Here is a 22,411-nt window from a genome sequence, read left to right on the forward strand (position 1 = left end):
CTGAACTGATCGACTTTCACGTCCGATGCCGCCCTCCGCTCCCGCCCCCCACCGCACGTCGACGCGTCCCGGCCTCACCGTCGCTCTGCACCTCGACGGGCGCCGCGCCGTCGTCGTCGGCGCCGGCCACGTGGGCGTCCGCCGGGCTCTCCAGCTGGCCGAGGTCGGCGCGGACGTCACGCTCGTGTCACCCGAGGTCTGGCCCAGGTCGTCGATCGACGAGCTGCTCTCCCAGGGCATCACGTGGTTCGCCCGGGAGTACGAGCCGGCCGACGTCGAGGGCGCCACGATCGTCGTCGCCGCGACCGGGCGGTCCGACGTCGACGCCGCCGTGCTGCGCGACGCCGCCGCTGCCGGCGCCATGGCCAACCACGTCGCCGACGCCACCGCCGGGGACTTCTCGCTCGTCGCCACCACCGATCTCGGCCACATCCAGGTCTCCGTCTCCACCGCCGGCCGCACGCCCGCCCTCACCCGCTGGATCCGCGACCGCCTCGCCGCCGAGCTGAGCGACGGCTACCCCGCCCTCGTCGAGCTGTTCGCCGAGGTCCGCGAGGAGCTGCGCGCCGCCGGTCGACCGACCCGCCACCGCGGCTGGGAGGACGCCCTCTCCGGCGGCGTCCTCGACCAGGTCCGCGCCGGCGACGTGGAGGGCGCCAGGGTGCAGCTCCGCCGGCACCTGGAGCTCGCGTGACGGTCCACCTCGTCGGCGCCGGCCCCGGTGACCCGGGGTTGCTGACCCTCCGCGGCGGCGAGCTGCTCCGGGAGGCCGACGTCGTCGTGCACGACCGCCTGGTCCGTCCCGAGATGCTGGCGCTCGCCCGGTCCGACGCCGAGCTGATCGACGTCGGCAAGAGCCCCGGCGGCCCGAGCACCACCCAGGACGACATCAACGCGCTCCTCGTCGAGCTCGGCCGCAGCGGCCGCTCGATCGTGCGGCTCAAGGGGGGCGACCCCTACGTGTTCGGTCGCGGCGGGGAGGAGGCCGAGGTGCTGCGCCGGGCCGGCATCGCCTACGAGGTCGTGCCGGGCATCACCTCGGCCGTCGCCGCTCCCGCCGCCGCCGGGATCCCGGTCACGCACCGGGACCACGCCAGCGGCTTCGCCGTCATCACCGCGCACCAGGACCCGGCCACCGATCGCAGCCTCGACTGGGAGGCGCTGGCCCGGTCACGGCTCACCCTCGTCGTGCTGATGGGTGCCTCCCGGGCTGCCGCCATCGCCGAGCGGCTCGTGGACGCCGGGCTGGCACCGGACACGCCGGCAGCCGCCGTCCACCGCGGCACCCAGCCCGACCAGCAGGTGTGGCGCGGACGTCTGGCCGACCTCGGGAGCGAGCCGATCCGCCCACCGGCGACGCTCGTCATCGGGTCGGTCGCCGACGAGGACCTGCGGGACCTCACCCAGCCGGGCTGAGCACCTCGTCGAGCGGCACGTGCGGCCGACCGAGAGCCGCCGCGACGGCCTCGTTCGTCACGTGGCCGGCGTGCACGTTGACCCCCGCGCCCAGCGCGGCATCGGCGGCCACCGCCTCGGCCGGTCCGAGGCGGGCCAGCTCGACGACGTAGGGCAGGGTGGCGTTCGTCAGCGCTCGGGTCGACGTGTTCGGCACCGCGCCGGGGATGTTGCCCACCGCGTAGTGCACGACCCCGTGGCGCTCGTAGGTCGGCGCGTGGTGCGTCGTCTCGTGCGCGGTCTCGACGCACCCTCCCTGGTCGATCGCGACGTCGACGATGACCGAACCGGGGAGCATCCCCTCGACCATCTCCTCGGTGACCACGGTCGGGGCCCGCCCGCCGGGGACGAGCACCGCGCCGATCACCAGGTCGGCCTCCGACACCGCACGTTCGACCGCGCCGCGGTTCGACGCCAGCGTCGTGATGCGCCCTCGGTGGATCTGGTCGACGAAGCGCAGGCGGTCGAGGTTCTTGTCGAGGAGGTGCACGTCGGCCTCGAGGCCGGCAGCGAGCCACGCTGCGTTCCAGCCCACGTTCCCGGCGCCGAGCACGACGACCCGAGCCGGCCGCACCCCCGGGACGCCGCCGAGCAGCACGCCGCGACCGCCGTGGTGACGCTCCAGGCAGCTGGCGCCGACCTGCACGGCCATGCGGCCGGCGACCTCGCTCATCGGCGCGAGCAGCGGCAGAGCGCCGGACTCGAGCTGCACCGTCTCGTAGGCCACGCCGGTGACCTTCCGGGCCAGCAGCTCGTCGGCGACCTCCGGGTACGCCGCGAGGTGCAGGTAGGTGAACAGCACGAGCCCGGGGCGCATGCGGTCCATCTCCTCGTCCTGCGGCTCCTTCACCTTGCACACGAGGTCGGCCCGCTCCCACACCTCGTCCACAGGAGCGAGCGCCGCGCCCGCACGCCGGTACTCGTCGTCGGTGATGCTCGAGCCGGCGCCGGCGCCCTCCTCCACCACGACGTCGAGGCCCGCCGCGATCGCTTCGCGGACGCCGTCGGGCGTCATCGCCACCCGGTTCTCGTCGTCCTTCAGCTCCCGGGGGACACCGATCGTCGTCATGGCACGAGTCAACGGGACGGCCGGTCGGGACGCAAGGGGCGGGCGACGAGCACCGCCGCGAACGCGACCCCGGTCAACTGGTAGGGGAAGAGGATGGCCATGATCGCCAGGACGCCGAGGTGGAAGAGCCACGCACCGGCGACCCACGCCCGTCGCAGCCGGCCGCCGAGGAGCGCGAGTGGTGCGGCCAGCTCGACGACGAGCGACAGCGCCGCCATCGGCCGGAACACCCACGGGTGCCCGACGGCCCACGCACCGATCGGTGAGTACCAGTCGCCGACGAGCACCTTGCGGAGGTTGTCGTGGGCCACGTGGTGCAGCAGCGCGTCGCCGCTCACCCAGCCCCACCCGCTGGCGCGCAGCTTGGCCCAGCCCGCGAGCACGTAGGCCACGACGACGACCACGGCCATCGCTCGTGGTGCGAGCTCGCCGGTGCGACGGGCACCGGTCCCGCCGTCCACCACGGCCGCGGCCGCCAACACCAGGAGGTGGAGGACGAGGAGGTTCTCGGTGTGGAAGACCTGCCCCCACGAGCTGGCGTAGCTGGTGAGCAGCAGGACGCCGACGGCGGCGGCCGGTGCCGTGATCGACCAGGCACGACCGAGGAGCGCCGACAGACCGACGACGATCGTGAGGGGCACCAGGGCCCGCACGGCGCTCGGAGGCCACGGCTCGGCGACGAAGGTGAACGGACCGACCGGCGACCACCGGCCCGGCGCATCGTCGGCCAATGCGGCGAGGTCCCACAGGTGGGGGGCACGGATCAGGAGGTAGCCGACTGCGTAGCCGGTGACGAGGACCCGCAGCAGGGCGAGGCGCGCCGCGTCGTCGCCGGTCGCGAGCCGCCGCACGGCCGCGACGGAGGGCCGGCTCACCGTGTCGGCACCGCGCACGTGGCGTGCACCTCCACGTCGAGGGGCGGCGCGTCGTCGACGAAGTGGGCGACGGCGTCATGGGTCTCGACGACGACCTCGATCGCCGCGACCGGCTCGCCGCCGTCGGTCGTGCCGGAGGCCCGCCGTGCCACCTCGCCGCACCACGTGTCGGCGTCGTCGGACGCCACGGCACGTCGGGCGGTGCTCACGGCCAGCATCGGCTCGTCCGTGCCCGCCAGGACCTCCGGCGACAGCCGCACCCGTTGGCCGTCCGGCGTGCGGCCGACGGCGGTGGCGACCACCGACTCGGCGCCCCGGTCGCTCGCGAACATCGGGTAGGTCGACAACGGGAAGCCGTCGGTGGGCGGACGCCGCAGGGCGGGCCAGGCGACGACCAGCGCCACCACCACGAGCACGACCGCCTGCCACCTCCTGGACACGGGCCGAGGGTAGGCGTCGCCGTCCCGATCGTCCCGGACCGGTAGCGTCGCCGCGATGCGGGAGGGAGGGGTGCGCCGGCGTGCGCTGGGCGCAGCAGGCGCGTGGGTGCTCGTCGTCGTGGTGGTGCGGGGCGTGGTCCTGCTGCCCGAGCACTGCCCGCCGCTCGACGCGGCGGAGGCCCGGAGCCACGCCCAGGCCGCCGTCGACTGGCTCACACGGAACCAGCGCGCCGACGGCACCTGGCTCTACCGCTACGACCGGGCCGCCGACGAGGTCGTCCCCGGCTACAACACGGTGCGCCACGCCGGCGTGGCGATGTCGCTCTACCAGGCCGCGGCGCACGACGTCGACGGGGCGCTCGACAGCGCCGACCGCGGCGTGGCGTACGCGCTCGACCACCTGGTGCGCCACGACGGGTGGGCGGCGTTCGAGCCGTCGTCGACCCGGGTCACCTCGGGCGCGTCGGCCCTCCTCGTCGCCGGCCTGGCGGAGCGGCGCCGCCACACCGGCGAGACGACCCACGACGAGGTGATGGCCGAGCTCAGCCGCTTCCTCGTCGCCCTGACCGAGCCGTCGGGCGCGGTGCTCGACTCCTGGGACGCCGCCTCCGAGACGCCGAACGACGGCCGCTACTCGCCGTTCTTCACCGGGGAGGTGTTCTGGGCCCTCGCTCTCATGCACGAGCAGTTCCCCGAGGACGGCTGGGACGAGCCCGCTCGTCGCATCGGCCGCTACCTGGCCCTCGAGCGCGACGAGGTCGAGGGGTACTGGCCCGACGTCCCCGACCACTGGGCGGCCTACGGGTTCGCGGTCGTCGCGACGGGCGAGGCGCCGTGGGCGCCGCTGTCCGACGACGAGCTCGCCTACCTCGAGCGCCAGGCCGCGCTGGGCGGCGTCCAGGTGCGCTACGAGTCCCAGCGCGTCGACGACTTCCCTCGGTGGCTGCTGCGCGGTCGACGCACGCTCGGCGCCGGGCTCGGCACCGTGGGCGAGCAGCTCGGCGGCCTGCACGCCGTGGCCCGGGTCGAGCCGGCGATGGCGGACCTCGTCGACCCGATCGGCGAGCGGCTGGCGTGCACCGCGGGGATGCTCGCCGCACGGCAGGTGGACGCCGGCGAGGCCGAGGCGTGGGACGACCCCGCGGCAACCCGCGGGGCGTGGTTCCAGTTCGACGTGACCCAGATGGACGACCAGCAGCACGCCCTCTCGGCGCTCCTCCTCGCCCTGCCCGTGCTGGAGGCGCCCGACCTGGCCGCAGGTGGGAGGAGCAGGCCGTGACCGTCGCAGGAGCCCTCGTCGTGGTGGCGGTGGTGGCGGCGGCCAACCCGGCCCGACTCGCCCGTGCCGCCGGCACCGCCCCGGAGGGCACGGCCGTCCGTCGGCCCGTCGCCACCGGTGGCGCCGCCGCTGCGGTCGCCGTGGTCGTGCTGGCGCTGCTCGGCAGCTCGGCCTGGACGTGGCTCGACGTGAGCGACCCGACGGGCGTGGTGGCCGCCGGCCTCGTGCTCGCCCTCGCCGGCGCCTGGAGCCTCCTCGCTCCGCTCCCGTCGTGGGAGCCCGCTCTCGACGGGGGTCGCGCGGCGCTGCTGCCCGTCGCCGTGCCGCTCGTGCTGCGGCCCGAGCTCGCCCTCCTCGCCCTCGCCGCAGGAGCCGACGGCCACGTGCCCGCCGTGGTGGTGGGGATGGTGATCGCGGTGGCGTCGGCGGTCGGGGGGACGGTGGAGAGCTCCGGTGGCGACGCGCGCGATCGTCTCTGGTCCTGGGCGGCGAGGGGGACCGGTGCGGTGGTGGTGGCCGCCGGCGTCGCCATGGCGGTGGCCGGCGTCTACAGCGTCTGACCCCGAGGCACGCGCCGTCTCGCGCGTCTCTGAGCAGCGACGGGGACAGGGCCCGTGCTCAGCCCTTCACGGACTGCCGACGTGGCGGGATGGTGGCGAGGTGGGTCAGCTGGCGCGCACGCCGCGGAACGCACGCGAGAGCATCGGGCTGTCGGCGTCGAGCTTCGGCAACGGCGGCCGGTTGGCCCGCACGTCCTCCATCCGCCAGCCCCGCGGGGCGGAGAGCCGCTCACCGTGCTCCGCGCACAGGTCGTGGCCCGGTGCGGTGGCATCCGGTGCCAGGTCGCCGACCCACACGACGAGCGCGTCGGGTTCGAAGGTGAAGGTCACCGTGGCCGGTGCCGAGCAACCCGGGCGGGAGCAGACGCGCGCCATGCGCTCACGGTACCGCGCACCGTGCTGCCGGGAGCGGAGCCCCCCGACCACTCGGTCCGGTCAGACGGCGCGGCGGAGGCGCTCGTCGAGGAGCGCGAGCACCGCGTCGGCGTCGACCCCGACCGCGACGTCGACGAGCGGACGCCCGCGCGGTGCACCGTCGACGACGGTGGCGCCGTCGGTGCCGTCCCCCGTCGACACCACCACCGGCAACGCCTCGGTGGTGAAGAGGTCGGGCCGCAGCATCCACGCCACCGCCGCGGCGTCGTGGCAGTGGATGCCCTCGAGCCCGTCGGTGTCGCGGTGGAACCGCAGGTAGACGGGCGCCGTCTCCACCACGATCCGGGCGGCGGGTGTGCCGGCGCCCGTCAGCGCGTCGATCCACGCCGTGGTCGCGGTCACCTGGTGGGTGACGTCGAGCCCGATCATCGTGATCGGCCAACCCGCGCCGAACACCACCTCCGCGGCCTCGGGGTCCGACCAGATGTTGGCCTCCGCCGTCGGGGTGATGTTCCCCGGCACCCGTGCCGCGCCGCCCATCACCACGACCCGATCGACGAGCTGGGCGAGGCGCGGCTCGATCTCGAGGGCCAGTGCGAGGTTGGTGAGCGGGCCGATCGGCACCAGCGTCACCTCGCCCGGCCGGGCGCGCACCGTGTCGACGATGAACGTCGCGGCGTCGACGTCGCGCACCGCCGAGCGGGTCGACGGCGGGTAGCCGACGTCGCCGAGTGCGTCGTCGCCGTGGACGAACGTGGCCGGCGGCGTGGACGGCCGCCCGATCGGCCCACCGGCCCCGGCGACGACGGGCACGTCCGCCCTCTCGAGCAGGTCGAGGATCCGCAGGGCGTTGGCGGTGGTGACGTCGACCTCGTGGTTGCCGTGCACGGTGGTGAGCGCCAGGACGTCGAGCTCGGGCGACGCCAGCGCCACCGCGATGGCCATCGCGTCGTCGATCCCGGGGTCGGTGTCGATGATGACGGGCCGAGGGGTCACGCCCTCAGCGTGTCACGACCCCGCAGGCGACGACGGCAGACTTCCGCGCACCTGCCCGGCCTCGGCCTGGAGGGCCTCGGCGGCCGCCTCCCGTGCGGCGACGGCGTCCCCCCCTGCCGGCGCCGGGGCGGCTGTGCGCGCCTCCGGCATCTCGTGCGCCTCCGGCACGCGCCGACGGGTCGTCACGTCGGCCTCCGGTGGCAGCTGCACCGGTGTCTGGAGGCCGATCAGGTCGAAGGGCCCGGCGATGAAGCCCCGGACGTTGCCCTTGTCGAGCACGTTGATGGTGCCGTCGGGCAGCTGGCGGACCTCGTCGACACGGAACCAGCCGTCGTGGCGGTTGGCGTCGCGGGACACGACGTCGCCCTTGCGGACGTCACGGGCGCGCATGAGGACGACGTGCACGTGCCACCTCGTCATCCGCTCACCTCCGCGCTGGTCGTGCCGGCGCCGCTCGCCGACCGCGGTTCCTGTCGGCAGCGGTGCCCCCGACCGTGAGGATCTGCGACCGATCGGCGATCAGCGGCCGTAGGCCTCGATCGGCGGGCACGAGCACATGACGTTGCGGTCGCCGTGGGCCTGGTCGATCCGGCTCACCGGCGGCCAGTACTTGCGGGCGGGGTCGACCCCGTCGGGGAAGGCGCCTGCCTGGCGGTCGTAGGCCCGCTCCCACGCTCCGAGCAGGTCCGCGGCGGTGTGCGGGGCCCGCACGAGCGGGTTGTCGTCCCGCGGGAGGTCGCCCTTGGCCACGGCCTCGATCTCGCCGCGGATCGACGCCATGGCGTCGCAGAACCGGTCGAGCTCGTCGAGGTCCTCGGACTCCGTCGGCTCGATCATCAACGTCCCGGCCACGGGGAACGACATCGTCGGGGCGTGGAAGCCGTGGTCCATCAGCCGCTTGGCGATGTCGTCGACGCTGACCCCCGCCTCGTCCTTCAGCGGACGGGTGTCGAGGATGCACTCGTGGGCCACGAAGCCCTCGGGCCCCGCGTAGAGGACCGGGTAGTGGGGCGCGAGCACGCGAGCCACGTAGTTGGCGGAGAGGATGGCGACCTGCGTGGCGCGCAGGAGCCCCTCGGCGCCCATCATCCGGACGTACATCCACGAGATCGGCAGGATGCTCGCCGATCCCCAGGGCGCCGACGCGACCGGGCCGACGCCGCCCTCGCCCGGTGCTGGTCCGTCGTGGGGCGGCACGACGCCGTGCCCGGGCAGGAAGGGGGCGAGGTGGGACCGCACGCCGATCGGCCCGACACCAGGACCGCCGCCGCCGTGGGGGATGCAGAAGGTCTTGTGCAGGTTGAAGTGGGACACGTCGGCCCCGAACCGACCGGGTTGGCCGATGCCGACGAGGGCGTTCAGGTTGGCGCCGTCGAGGTACACCTGGCCGCCGTGCGAGTGCACCAGGTCGCACACCTCCCGCACGGTGGACTCGTACACGCCGTGCGTCGACGGGTAGGTGATCATCAGCGCCGCGAGCTCGGCGCCGTGCCGGTCGATCTTCGCCCGCAGGTCGTCGACGTCGATGTTGCCGTCGTCGTCGCAACCGACGACGACGACGTCCATGCCCGCGAGCACCGCGCTGGCGGCGTTCGTGCCGTGGGCCGAGGAGGGGATGAGGCAGACGGTGCGGCCCTCGTCGCCCCGGCTGCGGTGGTACGCCCGGATGGCGAGCAGGCCGGCGTACTCGCCCTGCGACCCGGCGTTGGGCTGCATCGACACCGCGTCGTAGCCGCTGATCTCGGCGAGCCACGCCTCGAGGTCGCCGATGATGCGCCGGTAGCCCCGGGCCTGCTCGACCGGCGCGAACGGGTGGAGGTGGGCGAGCTCGGGCCAGGTGATCGGCGCCATCTCCGCGGTGGCGTTGAGCTTCATGGTGCACGAGCCGAGCGGGATCATCGTCCGGTCGAGCGCGAGGTCGGCGTCGGCCAGGCGGCGCAGGTACCGCAGCATCGACGTCTCCGAGCGGTGCCGGTGGAAGACCGGGTGGTCGAGGTACGACGAGGTGCGGCGCAGACCCTCGGGGATGCCCCACTCCCCCTCGACGCCGACCGTGGAGGCGGCGGCGCCGGACGCCCCGGTGGCGGCTGCGACGGCGTCGAGCACCCGGGCGACGACCTCGGGCGTCGTGGTCTCGTCGAAGGTGAGCCCCACGGCGTCGGGCCCGAGCGGACGCAGGTTCAGGCGCCGCTCGTGGCCGGCGGCGACGACGGCGTCGCCGGCACCGGGCACGTCGAGGACGAGGGTGTCGAACACCTCCCGGCTGCGCACGGCCACGCCCATCGACGCCAGCGCGTCGGCCGCGCCGGTGGTGAGGCGGTGGACGCGCTCGGCGATCGCCCGGAGCCCGTCGGGGCCGTGGTAGGTGGCGTAGAAGCCGGCGATGTTGGCGAGGAGCACCTGCGCGGTGCAGATGTTGCTCGTGGCCTTCTCGCGCCGGATGTGCTGCTCGCGGGTCTGGAGGGCGAGGCGCAGCGCGGTGCGGCCCTCGGTGTCGACCGAGACGCCGACCAACCGGCCGGGCAGCGCGCGGGCGTAGGTGGACCGGGTGGCCATGAACGCGGCGTGGGGGCCGCCGTAGCCCATCGGCACGCCGAAGCGCTGGGCGGACCCGACCACGATGTCGGCGCCGTGCTCCCCCGGCGGGACGACGAGGGTGCAGGCGAGCAGGTCGGCGGCGACGACGAGGAGGCCACCCGCGGCGTGGACCCGCTCGGCGATGGCGGCGAGGTCGCGCAGGCGGCCGTCGGTGGCCGGGTCCTGGACGAGGACGCCGAACGCGACCTCGGGGTCGAGGTCGGTCTCGGGGTCACCGACGATCAGCTCGATGCCGAGCGGTTCGGCCCGGGTCCGCACGACGTCGATCGTCTGGGGGTGGGCGGCGGCGTCGACGAAGAACGCCGTGCCCGGGTGACGCCCGACGCGGCGGCACATCGTCATCGCCTCGGCCGCCGCGGTGCCCTCGTCGAGGAGCGACGCGTTGGCGAGGTCCATGCCCGTGAGGTCCGCGACCATCGTCTGGAAGTTGAGGAGCGCCTCGAGCCGGCCCTGGGAGATCTCGGGCTGGTAGGGCGTGTAGCTCGTGTACCAGGCGGGGTTCTCGAGCACGTTGCGCTGGATCACGCCGGGCAGCACCGTCCCGACGTAGCCCATGCCGATGAGCGAGGTCATCACCTCGTTCTCGGCCGCGATCGACCGCAGCTCGCCGAGGGCCTCCTCCTCGGAGAGCGCGGCGGGCAGGTCGAGGGGGGCGTCCTGTCGGATCGTGGACGGGACGGCGGCGTCGACCAGGGCCTCGAGGGAGTCGATGCCGACGACGTCGAGCATGCGCCGCAGCGCCTCGTCGTCGGGACCGATGTGGCGATCGGCGAAGGGGCGGGAGGTCACGAGCGCTCCTGGGGTCGGGCGGCGGTGCGGCGGTAGCGGGCGGGGACGAACGGCAGGTCGACGACCCGGGCGGCGAGCTCCTTGCCACGGACGAGGGCGACGAGCTCGTCGGCCGTGACGTCGGCAGCCACGTAGCCCATCGCCACGGGGCCGTCGACGGTCGGACCGAAGCCACCCGAGGTGACGACGCCGACCTCGGCGCCGTCGACGTGCAGGGTCGCGCCGTCGCGGATGGGTTGACGCCCGACGGCCCGCAGACCGATCCGACGTCGTGGAGGCCCGTCGGCGAGCTGCTGTCGGACGACGTCGGCGCCGAGGAAACCGCCCTCCTCGCGACGCCGACGAGGGATCGACCACGTGAGACCGGCCTCGACCGGGGTGGTCTGCTCGTCGAGCTCGTGCCCGTACAAGCACAGCCCGGCCTCGAGCCGCAGGGAGTCGCGGGCCGCCAGGCCGGCGGGCTGGACGACGCCACCGGCCAGCAGGGCCCGGGCGACGTCGACCGCCGCGTCGGCAGGCACCTGGATCTCGACGCCGTCCTCGCCGGTGTACCCGGAGCGGCTGATGCGGCACGGCACACCCGAGAGGACGACGTCGCGGACGTCCATGAACGCCGTGTCGCTCACCGTGGCCGCGTCGTCGGCCAGGGCGGCGACGGCGTCGACCGCGGCCGGCCCCTGCACCGCGAGCAGGGCCAGATCGCTGCGCTCGACGACCTCGACGTCGTCCGCCAGGTGCGCCCTGAGGTGGGCGAGGTCGACGACGCGCCGGGCGGCGTTGACGACGAGCCCCAGCTCGCCGCCGACCCGGGCGACCATGAGGTCGTCGATCGTCCCGCCCGACTCGTTCGTGAGCTGGGTGTAGCGCTGCCGGCCGTCGCCCAGCCCCGCGACGTTCGTCGGGGCCAGCGCCTCGAGCGCCCGGGCCCGGGCCTCGAACGGTCCGCCTCTCAGGTCGACGATCCCCATGTGGCTGACGTCGAACATCGATGCCGCGGTGCGGGTCCGGACGTGCTCGGCGACGGGGCCGGGCTCGTAGCGCACGGGCAGCGCCCAGCCGGCGAAGTCGACGAGGCGGCCGCCGAGCTCGAGGTGGAGGTCGTGCAGCGGCGTCCTGCGCAGCTCGGTGGGGGTCGGGTCGCCCATGAGCGGTCCTTCCGTGAGAGGTGTGGGACCGAGCGACGCTCGGCCTCCCCCTCTGTCACGCACCAGTGCTGTTCCAGAGTCGCCCCACCCGCGCGGTCCGGGGGCCTGAGAGATTCCGGGGAGGTTGCTCCTTCGGCGCCTCGACCTGGTGGCCGGGGACTCTCCCGTGCGGGTGCATCGGCGCCGTCAGGCTACCTCGTCACTGACCGTTGACGGACCAGTGCCACGGCTCGCTCGGCAGGTTCCTGAAGCCGTAGCTCGAGGCGTTCGCGGCGAGCCACTGGTAGCAGGCGGTGCTGCGCGTGGAGCAGTTGTTGAAGTCGATGGCGAGCCCGCGCTCGTGGTTCGACGTGCCGGGGACGGCGGTCGGCGGGCGGCACTGGCTGGACGGCATCTGGTAGATCGCGTACTGCGAGGTGCCGCAGTGGGCCCGGCGGAGGGCGATCTGGGACGACGAGTCGCGGTAGCCGCCACCGGTGAGGGTGATGCCGTCGGCGGCCGCCGCGTCGATCATGGCCGCGAGCTGGTCGGCGATCGAGGCGTCGACGACGATGCCGCGCACCCGCACGAGGTTGGCGGAACCCCCGCCGTTCGGCAGCTCGACCGGCCCGCGCCGGGCGTTGGCCTCGTCGAGCTGGCGCTGGAGCTCGGCCAGGCGGGCCTCCTCGCGCCGCTGGAGCTCGGAGTCGATCTGCGAGCGGCTGCTCTCCAGGTCGGCGAGCTGGCTGCGCATCTCGTGCAGGCGGAGGTTGGCCTGGGCGGCGAGCTCGGATTGCTGCTGGCGGGCCGCTTGCACCTCGCCCAGGCGCCGCTCGACCTCCTCGCGGCCCTCGCGGGCCCGCTGCTCGGCCTGGCGGGCGTTCTCGGCCTGGATGGCGAGGTCCTCCTGCGCGGCCCGGAACCGCTCGAGCACGTCGGAGGTGTCGGACGCCCGGATGTCGAGCAGCGCCTGGCGCTCGGGGGCCGAACCGAGGTCGCCGTCGAGCATGACCTGGAGGGTGTCGGTCTGGGGCGGGGAGACGTAGGCGTCGACGGCGATGGTGGCCATCGTCTGGCGGAGCTCCTCGACCTCGGCTTCGGTGGCGGCCTGCGCCTCCTGGGACCGCACGACCTCGGCCTCGGCGGCGGCGACGGCGGCCTCCGCCTGCTCGAGCTGGGACTCCTGGAGCCGGACGTTGGCGTCGATCTCGGCGAGGGCCGTCGTGATCTGCTCGAGGTCCGCCTGGGTGACGTCGATGTTGGACGCCACGGCCGCCTGCTCGGCCTGCAGGCGCTCACGCTCGGCCCGCAGGTCGGCGTCGGACTGCTCGGCACCCGCGGTGACGGTGCTGACGGCCATGAGGGTGGCGAGCACCGCCGCCGCCCATCGAGTCCGCTCCAGCCAGTACCGCATGCCCCTCCCAGGGTCGTCCGTCGTCGTCCGGGGGCATGAGCCCCGCCTGACCATCGGCATGGCTGGACCTCGACCTGAGGGTTCAGCCCCGCCGTCCGTCATGAAACCGTAACGAACCTAGCGGATGCCGCGAGCGCGGTGTGACACCTGCCCCGCCGCCCGTCCTCGTGCCGGCGTCAGGACACGCCGCACGCCGCCCCCGCGGCGGCCAGCGCCTCGGTGGCCGCCGGGTCCGCCTGGCCGGTGCCGCTGGCCACGCCCTGGAAGAGGGTCACCGCCACCTCGTCGTCGAGCTCGGCAGCGAGGCACTCCGACTGCGCCGCCGTGATCGTCCCGTCGCTGGTGAGCCACTGAAGCAGCACCTGCTCCGCGCACGTCGGCGTCAGCGACTGGAAGATCGCGATGCCGAAGTCCTCACCCAGCGCCACGGCGTCGGAGTCCTCGACGATCGCCCGGGCGAGCAGCATCTCCGCGTCGCCGGTGCCGATGCTGTCGGACATGCACGTCACGTCGACCCCCGCCGGCGCCTCGGCGGCGAGCGCACCGAGGATGATGGCGCCGGCGTCGAAGCACTGCGAGATGTCCTCGGCGAGGCGCGCGGTGGCGCCGTCGGGGATCTCCACGTCGATCGAACGGAAGCCGTCGGGCGACGCGGCGAACTGCGCAGGTGACACGCCCGCGTCGGCGAGGGCGTCCGCGCCGACGACGTCGATGACGGCACCGGCGAAGCAGTCGGCGTCGGGGGGATCGAGCTCGACGCCCGCGCTCAGCTCGGTCAGCTGCGGGGCCAGAGCTGCGACGTACTCGTCGCGATCCGCCCCGGGCGCGGTGGTCGTGGTTGCCTCGGTCGTGCTCGTCGTGGTGGTCGTCTCGTCGATGAGGTCGGCGAGGCTGCGCTCCTCGCCGGGACCACCGTCGTCCCCGCACGACGCGAGGAGGCCGACGGCGAGGACGAGGACGAGCGCGAACGATCGAGGCATGCGTGGCGACATGAGGTGTGACCCTAGGCAACCGGCGACACGGGTGCCCCGCCCGGGGTCAGTCGGCCGAGGTGAGCCCCACGGGGCAGGAGACGCCGGTGCCGCCGATGCCGCAGTACCCGTTGGGGTTCTTGTCGAGGTACTGCTGGTGGTACGGCTCGGCGTAGTAGAAGGGCCCGGCGGCGCGGATCTCGGTGGTGATCTCGCCGTAGCCGGCCGCCTCGAGCACCGACTGGTAGGCGTCGCGGGTGCGCTCGGCCGCCTCCCGCTGGGCCTCGGACGTCCAGTAGACGCCCGAGCGGTACTGCGTGCCGATGTCGTTGCCCTGGCGCATCCCCTGGGTGGGGTCGTGGCCCTCCCAGAACGTGCGCAGGACGTCCTCGTAGGAGAGGCGCGAGGGATCGAAGACGACGAGCACGGCCTCGGTGTGACCGGTGAGGCCGCTGCACACCTCCTCGTAGGTGGGGTTGGGGGTGTGGCCCCCGACGTACCCGACGGCGGTGGTGTGCACGCCGTCGAGCTGCCAGAACAGCCGCTCGGCACCCCAGAAGCAGCCCAGGCCGACGATCGCCTGCTCGAACCCCTCGGGGAACGGCGGCGTCAGAGGGGTGTCGAGCACGGTGTGGCGGTCGGGGACCGGCATCGTCTCCGACCGACCGGGCAGCGCCTCCTCGGGGCTCGGGATGTCGAGTCGCTTGCGTCCGAACACGTCGCACCTCCAGATCGGTCGCCGGCCGACGCCGGCGTGGTCCCAGGCTACGAGCACCACCCGCCGCGGCCGCCCCCTCCCACCGGGTTCTCACCTTCGACCGGTGCCCCGCTCACCGTCGGACCCGACGATCGGGAGACCCGACGACCCAGGAGGCCGAGCGATGGCAGCCCACGTACCGTCCGACGACCGCACCGACCGCTCCCGCGCCGCCCACCCGGCCGGTTCGGCCCGCCAGGGGCGCAGCCGGCGGAGCGACGCCCTGATCGCTGCGGCCGGCGCCGGCGCCGGCGCCCTCGCCGTCCTCACGCTCGGACTCGGCACGCCGTCGGTGGCCGGCGCGGCGTCCGACGACGCAGGCGAGACCACCACCGACGCGTGCCGCCACGGTGGCCGGCCGGTCGCCGCTGTCGCCGACGCGCTCGACATGACCCCGGCCGAGCTGCGTGCCGAGCTGCGCGCCGGCGCCACCCTCGCCGAGCTGGCCGAGGAGCGCGGTGTCGACATCGACGAGCTCGCGGACGCCATGCTGTCGGGCATGGAGGAGCGCCTGGCCGAGAGGCTCGCCGACGGCAGGACCGACCACGACCGGCTGCCCCGTCACGAGGGGCGATGGGGGGCCTGAACCCCCGCATCCTCGTCGTCGACGACGACCGGGCGATCCGTGAGTCCCTCGGCCGCGCCCTGACGCTCGAGGGCTACGAGGTCGACCTGGCCGCCGACGGCGCCGCCGCGCTCGAGTCGCTGCGCACCGATCCCCCCGAGGCGGTCGTGCTCGACGTGATGATGCCCAACGTCGACGGGCTCACGGTCTGCCGCGTCCTGCGCGCCGAGGGCAACCGCACGCCGATCCTCATGCTGACGGCGCGCACCGAGACGGCCGAGCGCGTCGCCGGCCTCGACGCGGGCGCCGACGACTACATGCCGAAGCCGTTCGACCTCGACGAGCTGCTCGCCCGGCTGCGCGCCCTCCTGCGTCGCACCCGGCCGCCCCAGGACGGCGATGCCCCCGTGCTCCAGGTCGGCGACCTCCGGGTCGACCCCGCGTCGCGCCGGGTCTGGCGCGGCGACGAGGAGATCGACCTGACCAAGACCGAGTTCGACCTGCTCGAGCTCCTCGCCCGCAACGAGGGGATCGTCCTCGACCACACGACGATCTACGAGCGCATCTGGGGCTACGACTTCGGGCCCGACTCGAAGAACCTGGCGGTCTACATCGGCTACCTGCGTCGCAAGATCGAGACCGACGACCGACCGAAGCTCCTCCACACCGTGCGCGGCGTCGGCTACACCCTGCGGTCCGGGTGAGCCGCTCCGTGGCCGGTCCCTCTCGCAGCGGCCCCACCGAGCACCGGCTGATCCACATCCCGATCACGCTGCGGCTCAAGCTGGTGGTCGCCCTGGCCAGCCTGGCGACCCTCGCCACGGTGGCGATCGGCGCCACCAGCTACCGCACGACGATGATCCAGCTCGATGCCGAGGTCGACCGCTCGCTGCGCCAGGCGCTCGACTCGATCGAGTCCCGTGTGAGCAGCAGCGGCCAGCGGGTGACCATCCTCGACATCGTGCCGGCGAACCGGCCGGCGCGGCCCCGCTCCTTCGACCGCATCCTCGTGCAGGTCGTCGACGCCGACGGCAGCGTGCGAGCCACCAGCGCGGAGACCCCCCTCCCCGTGTCGGCCGTCGACGTGGCCATCGCCTCGGGGTCGCGCGAGGAGACGACGCGCTCGATCACGATCGACGGCGAGCCGTTCCGCGTCCTGACGAGCCCCGTCGCGAGCGGCGTCGCGGTGCAGTTCGCCCGCAGCACCGAGGAGGTCAACCGGGTCCTCACGACGATCCGCAACCGCACCCTCGTCTCGGTCTCGCTCATCGTGGCCATGGCGACCATCGGTGGCTGGCTCATCGCCAACCGGGCGACGCGACGCCTCGAGCGGCTGATCCGCGCCGCCGAGGAGGTCGCCGAGACCGGGCGGCTCGACGTGCCGGCCCCGAACGTGGGCGACGACGAGGTCGGCCGACTCGGTGCCGCGTTCGCCGAGATGCTCGCGGCCCTCCGCAGCTCGCGAGAGGCCCAGACCCAGCTCGTGCAGGACGCGGGACACGAGCTGCGCACCCCGCTGACGAGCCTGCGCACCAACATCGCCCTGCTCCGCCGGGCCGATCAGCTGCCCGAGGACGTCCTGCGCCAGGTGATCGCCGACCTCGACTCCGAGGCGCGGGAGCTGTCGGCGCTCGTCGACGAGATCGTCGAGCTGGCCACCGAGCAGCCGCGAGACGAACCGGAGGGGCCGGTCGACCTGGCCGATCTGGCGCGGGTCGTCGCCGATCGCGCCGGTCGACGCACCGGCCGCACGATCGACGTGGCGGTCGAGGGCCGGGCGCCGGTCACCGGCCGCGCCGGTTCGATCGAGCGGGCCCTGTCGAACCTGATCGACAACGCGGCGAAGTTCTCCGAACCCGACAGCCCGATCGAGGTCGTCGTCGACGGCGGCCGGGTCGAGGTGCACGACCGCGGGATCGGGATCAGCGACGCCGACCGGCGCCGGGTGTTCGATCGGTTCTACCGCTCGGTCGACGCTCGCAGCAGACCCGGCTCGGGGCTCGGGCTGGCGATCGTTCAGGCGGTCGCCGAGTCCCACGGCGGCCGGGCCGAGGCTCGCCCGAGGGAGGGGGGCGGCACGACGATGCTCCTCGAGCTGCCGACCGACGACGTCCCCGACGAGGACTGACGCGACCCGCCTGTCCCCGGACGCGGAACGGTCGAGCCAGGCGTGGTGCCCGACTCGACCGCTCTCCCCTGTCCAGAGGCCGTTGCCCGCGCCTCGATCAGCGCTGCCGCGGCGGTGGGAGCTGCGTCCCGGCCTCCTCGACGAGTCCCGGCACCACCGAGCCGAGCTCGGCCGGGTCCCAGCGTGCGCCCTTGTCCACGCCGGGGCCCCGCTGCCAGTTGACCGCCACGTTCACGCGGCCGCCGCCGACGATGAACACCTGGCCGGTCACGTCCTTCGACTCCGAGGACGCCAGCCACGTGACGAGCGGTGCGATGTTGTCCGGCGACCGCTCGTCCCAGTCCCCCTCGGCGGGCTTCGACATGGCCCCGCCGAGGTTCTCGGTCATGCGCGTGCGGGCGCCCGGGGCGATGGCGTTGGCCGTCACGCCGTACTTGCCCATCTCCTTCGCCGCGATGATCGTCAGGCTCGCGATGCCGGACTTCGCTGCGCCGTAGTTGCCCTGGCCGGGGTTGGCGAAGATGCCCGACGTCGACGAGGTGTTGATGATCCGGGCGTCGACCGGCTCCCCGGCCTTGGCCTTCTCCCGCCAGTAGGAGGCGGCCCACCGCATGAGGGCGAACGTGCCCTTCAGGTGCACGGCGATGACCGCGTCCCACTCCTCCTCGGTCATGTTGAACACCATCCGGTCCCGCAGGATGCCGGCGTTGTTCACCACGACGTCGAGCGTGCCGTAGGTCTCGATCGCCTGGTTGATCATCCGCTGGGCGCCCTCCCAGTCGGAGACCGAGTCGGTGTTGGCCACCGCGTCGCCGCCCATGGCGACGATCTCGTCGACCACCTGCTGGGCCGGGCCCACGTCGGTGCCCGACCCGTCGACGGCGCCGCCGATGTCGTTGACGACGACCTTGGCGCCCTGGCGGGCGAGCTCGAGGGCGTGCCCCCGACCGATGCCCCGTCCCGCGCCGGTGACGATGGCGACGCGCCCCTCGCAGATCCCGCTCACGCTCCTGCTCCTCCCTCGGCCTGGGCGGCCGCTCGGTACTCGTCCCTCAGCAGACGCTTGTAGAGCTTCCCGTTGTCGTGACGGGGCAGCTCGGGCCGGAAGTCGACCTGGCGCGGGCACTTGTAGTGGGCCAGGTGCTCCCGGGCGAAGGCGATGATCTCCTGCGCGAGCTCCGGCGTCGGCTCGACGTCGGGCTGCGGCTCGATCACCGCGACGACCTTCTCGCCCCACTCCTCGTCGGGCACGCCGATGACCGCGACGTCGCCGACCGCCGGGTGGGCGATGAGCTCGGCCTCGACCTCGGCGGGGTACACGTTCACGCCGCCGGAGATGATGAGGTTCGCCGAGCGGTCGGTGAGGAAGAGGAAGCCGTCCTCGTCGAGGTAGCCGACGTCGCCCAGCGTGTAGTGGGTGTCGCGGTAGCTGCTCTCGGTCTTGGCCGGGTCCTTGTAGTACTCGAACCGACCGGGAGGTGCCTTCAGGAACACGGTGCCGATCTCCCCCGGCGGGAGGTCGTTGCCCTCCTCGTCGAGGATCCGGATGTGGTCCGGCGTCGGCGGCTTGCCGACCGTGCCCGGCTTCTCGAGCCACTGGTGGCTGTCGACGGTGGTGCCGGCGCCCTCGGTGGCCGCGTAGTACTCGTGCACCACGGGGCCGAACCACTCGATGATGGCCTTCTTGACGCTCACCGGGCAGGGGGCGGCGCCGTGGATGATGTAGTGCACCGACGACACGTCCGCGGCCTCTCGGACGTCGGCGGGCAGCGACAGGAGCCGGTGGAACATCGTCGGCACCATGTGGGTGTGGGTCACCTTGTGGCGCTGCATCAGCTCGAGCGTCTCGGCTGCGCTCCAGCCGTCCATCAGCACGACCGTCGCACCCATGGCGAGCGGCGCCGACAGCGAGAAGGCGAGCGGGGCCGCGTGGTACAGCGGTCCCGTGCACAGGTTGACGGACTCGCCGGGCACGTAGCCGGCGGGCGACGCCAGCTGGGCGGCGGCGGTCAGCTTGGCCACCTCGGGCGAGCGGGGCCGGTTGACGCCCTTCGGTCGTCCCGTCGTGCCCGAGGTGTAGAGCATCTGGCTCCCGACCTCGGGGTCGGGGATGTCGCTGCCGTCCTCGTCGGCGATCAGCGACTCGTAGGTCTCGAAGCCGTCGATCTCGCCGCCGACGGAGACGAGCACCGTGGCGCCCGGTGCGTGGGTGGCCGCCTCCCTGGCCGCTGCGGCGAAGCGGGCATCGGCGACGAAGACCTTGGCCTCGCAGTCGTCGAGGATGTAGCCGGCCTCCTCCCCCGTGAGGTGCCAGTTGATCGTCGTCATCCGCAGCCCGGCGCGCAGCGTGGTGTTCACCACCTCCGCGAACTCGGGCCGGTTGGCCATCATGAAGCCGAGCGAGTCGCCGGCCCCGACGCCACGGGCCCGCAGGGCGCGGGTCAGCTTGTTGGCGTTGGCGTTGAGCTCGGCGAACGTCCGGTCCCCGTGCTCGCAGACGATGGCCGCCACGTCGGGCTGACGAGCCGCCCAGAACGCCGCGAGCATCCCCTGCCCCGCCGCCTCGAGGAACGCCTCCTTGTCCGCCTCGGTCAACGTGGTCGCCACGTCGGTCACCGTCGATCCCCCTCTGTGATCTGTCGTTGGTTCGTCCTGCCTGCGCTCACGCCGATCCCTCCGGGGCCGGCTGGAACATCGGGAGCTTCCGGCCGTCGGAGAGCTCGTGCCACGAGACCCGCACGGCCATCCCCACGGTCACCTCGTGCGGTTCGCACCCGACGACGTTGCTCATGATGCGCACGCCCTCGGGCAGGTCGATCAGCGCGACCGCGTAGGGCCCGTCGGCCGGCTCACGGCCGGGTCCGGGCTTGTGCTGGACGCTGACGGCGTAGACCGTCCCCTCGCCGCTGGCCTCGCGCCACTCGACCTCTCCGTGGAGCGTCCCCGGCGCGAACTCGCGCGGGTACCAGAACGGCTCGCCGGTTGAGGCGTCGTGCGGGACGAGGAGCCGCTCCTCACGGGTGGCGTCCCAGAAGGGGCGCCCGTGCTCCGACTGGGGCGGTTCGAGCAGCGTCACAGCGTCGCCTCCGTGCCGAGCACCAGCGTGCCCATCGTCGAGAGCAGGCCGCCCGAGCCGTGGGCGACCGCGATCTCCGGTCCGTCGAGCTGACGCTCGCCCGACTCCCCGCGGAGCTGGCGGACGGCCTCGACGATCAGGAACATGCCGTACATGCCGGGATGCGTGTAGGAGAGCCCGCCGCCGTTGGTGTTCATCGGCAGCGACCCACCCGGGCCGAGCTTGCCGTCCTCGACGAACGCCCCGCCCTCGCCCTTGCCGCAGAAGCCGAGGTCCTCGAGGTGGAGGAGCGCGGTGATCGTGAAGCTGTCGTAGCCCATCAGCAGGTCGACGTCGTCGGGCTTCACGCCCGCCATCGCGAACGCCGCCGGACCGGAGACCGCCCCGGCGGTGGTGGTGAGGTCGGGCATCTGGCTGATCATCGAGTGGTCGCCGCAGGTCGCGGCGCCGAGGACGAGCACCGGCGGCTTGGCCAGCGACGCGGCGCGCTCGGGCGTGGTCATCACGAAGGCCCCGGCACCGTCGGTGACGAGGCAGCAGTCGAGGAGGTGCAGCGGCGACGCCTGCAGCGGCGAGGCGAGCACGTCGTCGATCGTGATCGGGTCCTGGAACCGGGCGTTCGGGTTCATCGACGCCCAGCGCCGGGTGTCGACGGCGATCTGGGCCAGCTGCTCCGACGTCGTCCCGTACTCGTACATGTGGCGGCTGGCGGCCAGGGCGTAGGCGCCCATCGGCGTGCGCAGCCCGTAGGGCATCTCCCACTCGAGCCCCGGGTTCGGTCCGCCCATCATCCCCGGCCCGCCGCCCCGTCGGCCCCGTCCGCCGCCGGCGGCTGCCGCGTCGGCGGCGCGCTGGCGGTCACCCCGCGGCGTGGCGGCGTAGACGCCGATCACGACCTCGCAGAGACCGGCCGCGATGGCTGCGGCCGCGTGCTCGACGTGGAGCTCGTAGCTCGAGCCGCCCACGTTGGTGCCGTCGAGGTAGCGCGGATGGATGCCGAGGTGCTCGGCGAGCTGGGCCGGGCCGTTGGCGCAGGTGACGCCGTCGACGTCGGCCAGCGTGAGCCCGGCGTCGGCGAGCGCCGCGCTGATCATGGCGGCCTCCAGCGCCCGGCCGTGCCGGTCGAGCACGCCGGTCGGCGACGCGGCATCGGCCACGCCGACGATCGCCGCCGCCCCACGAAGGGTGCGTTCGGTCACTCCAGTATCCCCCCGGATGAGATGTCCCCCCTGCAGCGGGTGCTCGGCACCCGACCTCGGTCACACTACGGATCGAGCCGTGACCCGCGCCACTCCGTCGGTGGTCGGGGTCTCTCAGACGGTGAGGGTGACGGCGAGGGGTGCGTGGTACGGCGTGCGCAGCTGGACGACGACGGCGTCGGCGGCCACCCGCACCTCCGACACGACGAGCGGCTCCCGGCGGGCGAGCGCTGCGGCCCGGCGCAGGATGCGGCCGTCCCGCGCGTGCACCTGCACCTCGGCGCCCCCGGTGAAGGTCAGGACCCACACACCGGTGCGGCCGACGGGACGCGCGCTCGCCATGGGCGTGCCGTCCCATGCCAGCCGGTCCAGCCGATCGACGAGGTGCGCCAGCTCGTCGCGGTCGCTGCGCTCGACGATGGCGGCGACTGTGGCGGCGTCGAGGTCGGCCTCGTGGCGACGACGCTGCGCGTCCGAGCCGTAGTAGCCGGCCCGCTCGTGCTCGTCGCGGCTCAGCACGACCGCCACCGCCAAGGCGGCGACGAGCGCACCACCGAGGCACAGCGCGAGGAGCACGACGATCCCGTCCACCGACCCATCTTGCCCCTGGCGGACGGGGCGCACACCTCGCCCGGCCCGGGGCGCGGGACGGCCCCGCGAGCACCGGGCGGGGTCGGTGGTCGCGGGGCCGTCGGGAGGGCCGCCGCCCGGCGGGGAGGGCGGCGGCCACGCCGAGGCGGA

23 protein-coding genes and 1 riboswitch are annotated in these 22,411 nt (G+C 73.9%); of the genes, 7 read left to right on the forward strand and 16 right to left on the reverse strand.

All coding sequences use genetic code 11. The features are described 5' to 3' along the window. Nucleotides 1-25 precede the first annotated feature (25 nt). Complete coding sequence (locus GH723_RS14425) at nt 26-694, forward strand: precorrin-2 dehydrogenase/sirohydrochlorin ferrochelatase family protein (RefSeq protein ID WP_153760306.1); 669 nt, start codon at nt 26-28, stop codon at nt 692-694. Continuing rightward, nucleotides 691-1,416 (forward strand): uroporphyrinogen-III C-methyltransferase, encoded by a 726-nt coding sequence (gene cobA, locus GH723_RS14430; protein WP_153760307.1) that lies wholly within the window; start codon nt 691-693, stop codon nt 1,414-1,416. Before GH723_RS14425 ends, cobA begins: the two co-directional genes overlap by 4 nt. Here cobA and ald read toward each other — a convergent pair. Genes ald through GH723_RS14445 form a run of 3 tightly spaced genes read right to left on the reverse strand, consistent with a single transcriptional unit; the run spans nt 1,400 to nt 3,839 of the window. Further along, on the reverse strand, nt 1,400-2,524 hold the full coding sequence (gene ald / locus GH723_RS14435) for an alanine dehydrogenase (protein ID WP_153760308.1): 1,125 nt from the start codon (nt 2,522-2,524) through the stop codon (nt 1,400-1,402). The two genes, cobA and ald, sit on opposite strands and share 17 nt — an antisense overlap. Nucleotides 2,525-2,532: 8 nt before the next feature. Beyond that, nucleotides 2,533-3,399 (reverse strand): hypothetical protein, encoded by an 867-nt coding sequence (locus tag GH723_RS14440; protein ID WP_153760309.1) that lies wholly within the window; start codon nt 3,397-3,399, stop codon nt 2,533-2,535. Continuing rightward, a complete protein-coding gene (locus tag GH723_RS14445; RefSeq protein WP_153760310.1) occupies nt 3,396-3,839 on the reverse strand; it encodes a hypothetical protein in 444 nt (147 codons plus the stop codon). Before GH723_RS14445 ends, GH723_RS14440 begins: the two co-directional genes overlap by 4 nt. A gap of 55 nt (nt 3,840-3,894) precedes the next feature. On the opposite strand from GH723_RS14445, the gene GH723_RS14450 reads away from it, so the two are divergent. Then, nucleotides 3,895-5,118 (forward strand): prenyltransferase/squalene oxidase repeat-containing protein, encoded by a 1,224-nt coding sequence (locus GH723_RS14450; protein WP_153760311.1) that lies wholly within the window; start codon nt 3,895-3,897, stop codon nt 5,116-5,118. Further along, a complete protein-coding gene (locus GH723_RS14455) occupies nt 5,115-5,678 on the forward strand; it encodes a hypothetical protein (RefSeq protein ID WP_153760312.1) in 564 nt (187 codons plus the stop codon). The genes GH723_RS14450 and GH723_RS14455 overlap by 4 nt, the downstream gene beginning before the upstream one ends. Before the next feature lie 105 nt (nt 5,679-5,783). Here GH723_RS14455 and GH723_RS14460 read toward each other — a convergent pair whose 3' ends face one another. From GH723_RS14460 to msrA, 8 genes are all read right to left on the reverse strand, one after another. Then, on the reverse strand, nt 5,784-6,053 hold the full coding sequence (locus tag GH723_RS14460; protein ID WP_153760313.1) for a DUF3499 family protein: 270 nt from the start codon (nt 6,051-6,053) through the stop codon (nt 5,784-5,786). A gap of 60 nt (nt 6,054-6,113) precedes the next feature. Continuing rightward, nucleotides 6,114-7,049, reverse strand: a complete 936-nt coding sequence (locus GH723_RS14465; protein ID WP_153760314.1) for a nucleoside hydrolase — start codon at nt 7,047-7,049, stop codon at nt 6,114-6,116. Between the two features lie 12 nt (nt 7,050-7,061). After that, nucleotides 7,062-7,469 carry a hypothetical protein gene (locus GH723_RS14470; protein ID WP_153760315.1) on the reverse strand — a complete coding sequence of 136 codons (408 nt, stop codon included), beginning with the start codon at nt 7,467-7,469 and terminating at the stop codon, nt 7,062-7,064. Nucleotides 7,470-7,568: 99 nt separating this feature from the next. After that, nucleotides 7,569-10,436 (reverse strand): aminomethyl-transferring glycine dehydrogenase, encoded by a 2,868-nt coding sequence (gene gcvP, locus GH723_RS14475; protein WP_153760316.1) that lies wholly within the window; start codon nt 10,434-10,436, stop codon nt 7,569-7,571. After that, nucleotides 10,433-11,581 carry a glycine cleavage system aminomethyltransferase GcvT gene (gene gcvT, locus GH723_RS14480; protein WP_153760317.1) on the reverse strand — a complete coding sequence of 383 codons (1,149 nt, stop codon included), beginning with the start codon at nt 11,579-11,581 and terminating at the stop codon, nt 10,433-10,435. The genes gcvP and gcvT overlap by 4 nt, the downstream gene beginning before the upstream one ends. Nucleotides 11,582-11,664: 83 nt before the next feature. Then, nucleotides 11,665-11,758, reverse strand: a riboswitch (glycine riboswitch). Between the two features lie 22 nt (nt 11,759-11,780). Then, nucleotides 11,781-12,974 (reverse strand): D-alanyl-D-alanine carboxypeptidase family protein, encoded by a 1,194-nt coding sequence (locus tag GH723_RS19125; RefSeq protein WP_153760318.1) that lies wholly within the window; start codon nt 12,972-12,974, stop codon nt 11,781-11,783. Between the two features lie 176 nt (nt 12,975-13,150). Beyond that, complete coding sequence (locus GH723_RS14490; protein WP_153760319.1) at nt 13,151-13,966, reverse strand: hypothetical protein; 816 nt, start codon at nt 13,964-13,966, stop codon at nt 13,151-13,153. A gap of 46 nt (nt 13,967-14,012) precedes the next feature. Continuing rightward, nucleotides 14,013-14,663, reverse strand: a complete 651-nt coding sequence (gene msrA / locus GH723_RS14495; RefSeq protein ID WP_153760320.1) for a peptide-methionine (S)-S-oxide reductase MsrA — start codon at nt 14,661-14,663, stop codon at nt 14,013-14,015. 163 nt (nt 14,664-14,826) lie between these two features. Here msrA and GH723_RS14500 point away from each other — a divergent pair, with 163 nt between their 5' ends. Genes GH723_RS14500 through GH723_RS14510 form a run of 3 tightly spaced genes read left to right on the forward strand, consistent with a single transcriptional unit; the run spans nt 14,827 to nt 17,395 of the window. Next, a complete protein-coding gene (locus GH723_RS14500) occupies nt 14,827-15,288 on the forward strand; it encodes a hypothetical protein (protein WP_153760321.1) in 462 nt (153 codons plus the stop codon). Beyond that, the gene (locus GH723_RS14505; protein ID WP_153760322.1) at nt 15,276-15,971 is read left to right on the forward strand and encodes a response regulator transcription factor; all 696 of its coding nucleotides are present in this window, start codon (nt 15,276-15,278) and stop codon (nt 15,969-15,971) included. Before GH723_RS14500 ends, GH723_RS14505 begins: the two co-directional genes overlap by 13 nt. Next, nucleotides 15,968-17,395 (forward strand): sensor histidine kinase, encoded by a 1,428-nt coding sequence (locus tag GH723_RS14510; protein WP_153760323.1) that lies wholly within the window; start codon nt 15,968-15,970, stop codon nt 17,393-17,395. Before GH723_RS14505 ends, GH723_RS14510 begins: the two co-directional genes overlap by 4 nt. A 97-nt stretch (nt 17,396-17,492) precedes the next feature. Here the strand turns inward: GH723_RS14510 and GH723_RS14515 are convergent, their stop codons facing one another. From GH723_RS14515 to GH723_RS14535, 5 genes are all read right to left on the reverse strand, one after another. Next, a complete protein-coding gene (locus GH723_RS14515) occupies nt 17,493-18,401 on the reverse strand; it encodes an SDR family oxidoreductase (protein WP_153760324.1) in 909 nt (302 codons plus the stop codon). Then, nucleotides 18,398-20,002, reverse strand: coding sequence for an AMP-binding protein (locus tag GH723_RS14520; RefSeq protein ID WP_229022849.1), 1,605 nt, complete (start codon nt 20,000-20,002; stop codon nt 18,398-18,400). The genes GH723_RS14515 and GH723_RS14520 overlap by 4 nt, the downstream gene beginning before the upstream one ends. 55 nt (nt 20,003-20,057) lie before the next feature. Next, nucleotides 20,058-20,471 carry a Zn-ribbon domain-containing OB-fold protein gene (locus GH723_RS14525; RefSeq protein WP_153760325.1) on the reverse strand — a complete coding sequence of 138 codons (414 nt, stop codon included), beginning with the start codon at nt 20,469-20,471 and terminating at the stop codon, nt 20,058-20,060. Continuing rightward, a complete protein-coding gene (locus GH723_RS14530) occupies nt 20,468-21,670 on the reverse strand; it encodes an acetyl-CoA acetyltransferase (protein WP_153760326.1) in 1,203 nt (400 codons plus the stop codon). The genes GH723_RS14525 and GH723_RS14530 overlap by 4 nt, the downstream gene beginning before the upstream one ends. A 114-nt stretch (nt 21,671-21,784) precedes the next feature. After that, complete coding sequence (locus GH723_RS14535) at nt 21,785-22,261, reverse strand: hypothetical protein (RefSeq protein WP_153760327.1); 477 nt, start codon at nt 22,259-22,261, stop codon at nt 21,785-21,787. Nucleotides 22,262-22,411: the final 150 nt, after the last annotated feature.

Origin of the sequence: Actinomarinicola tropica, from assembly GCF_009650215.1 — a bacterium.
Taxonomy (GTDB): domain Bacteria; phylum Actinomycetota; class Acidimicrobiia; order Acidimicrobiales; family SKKL01; genus Actinomarinicola; species Actinomarinicola tropica.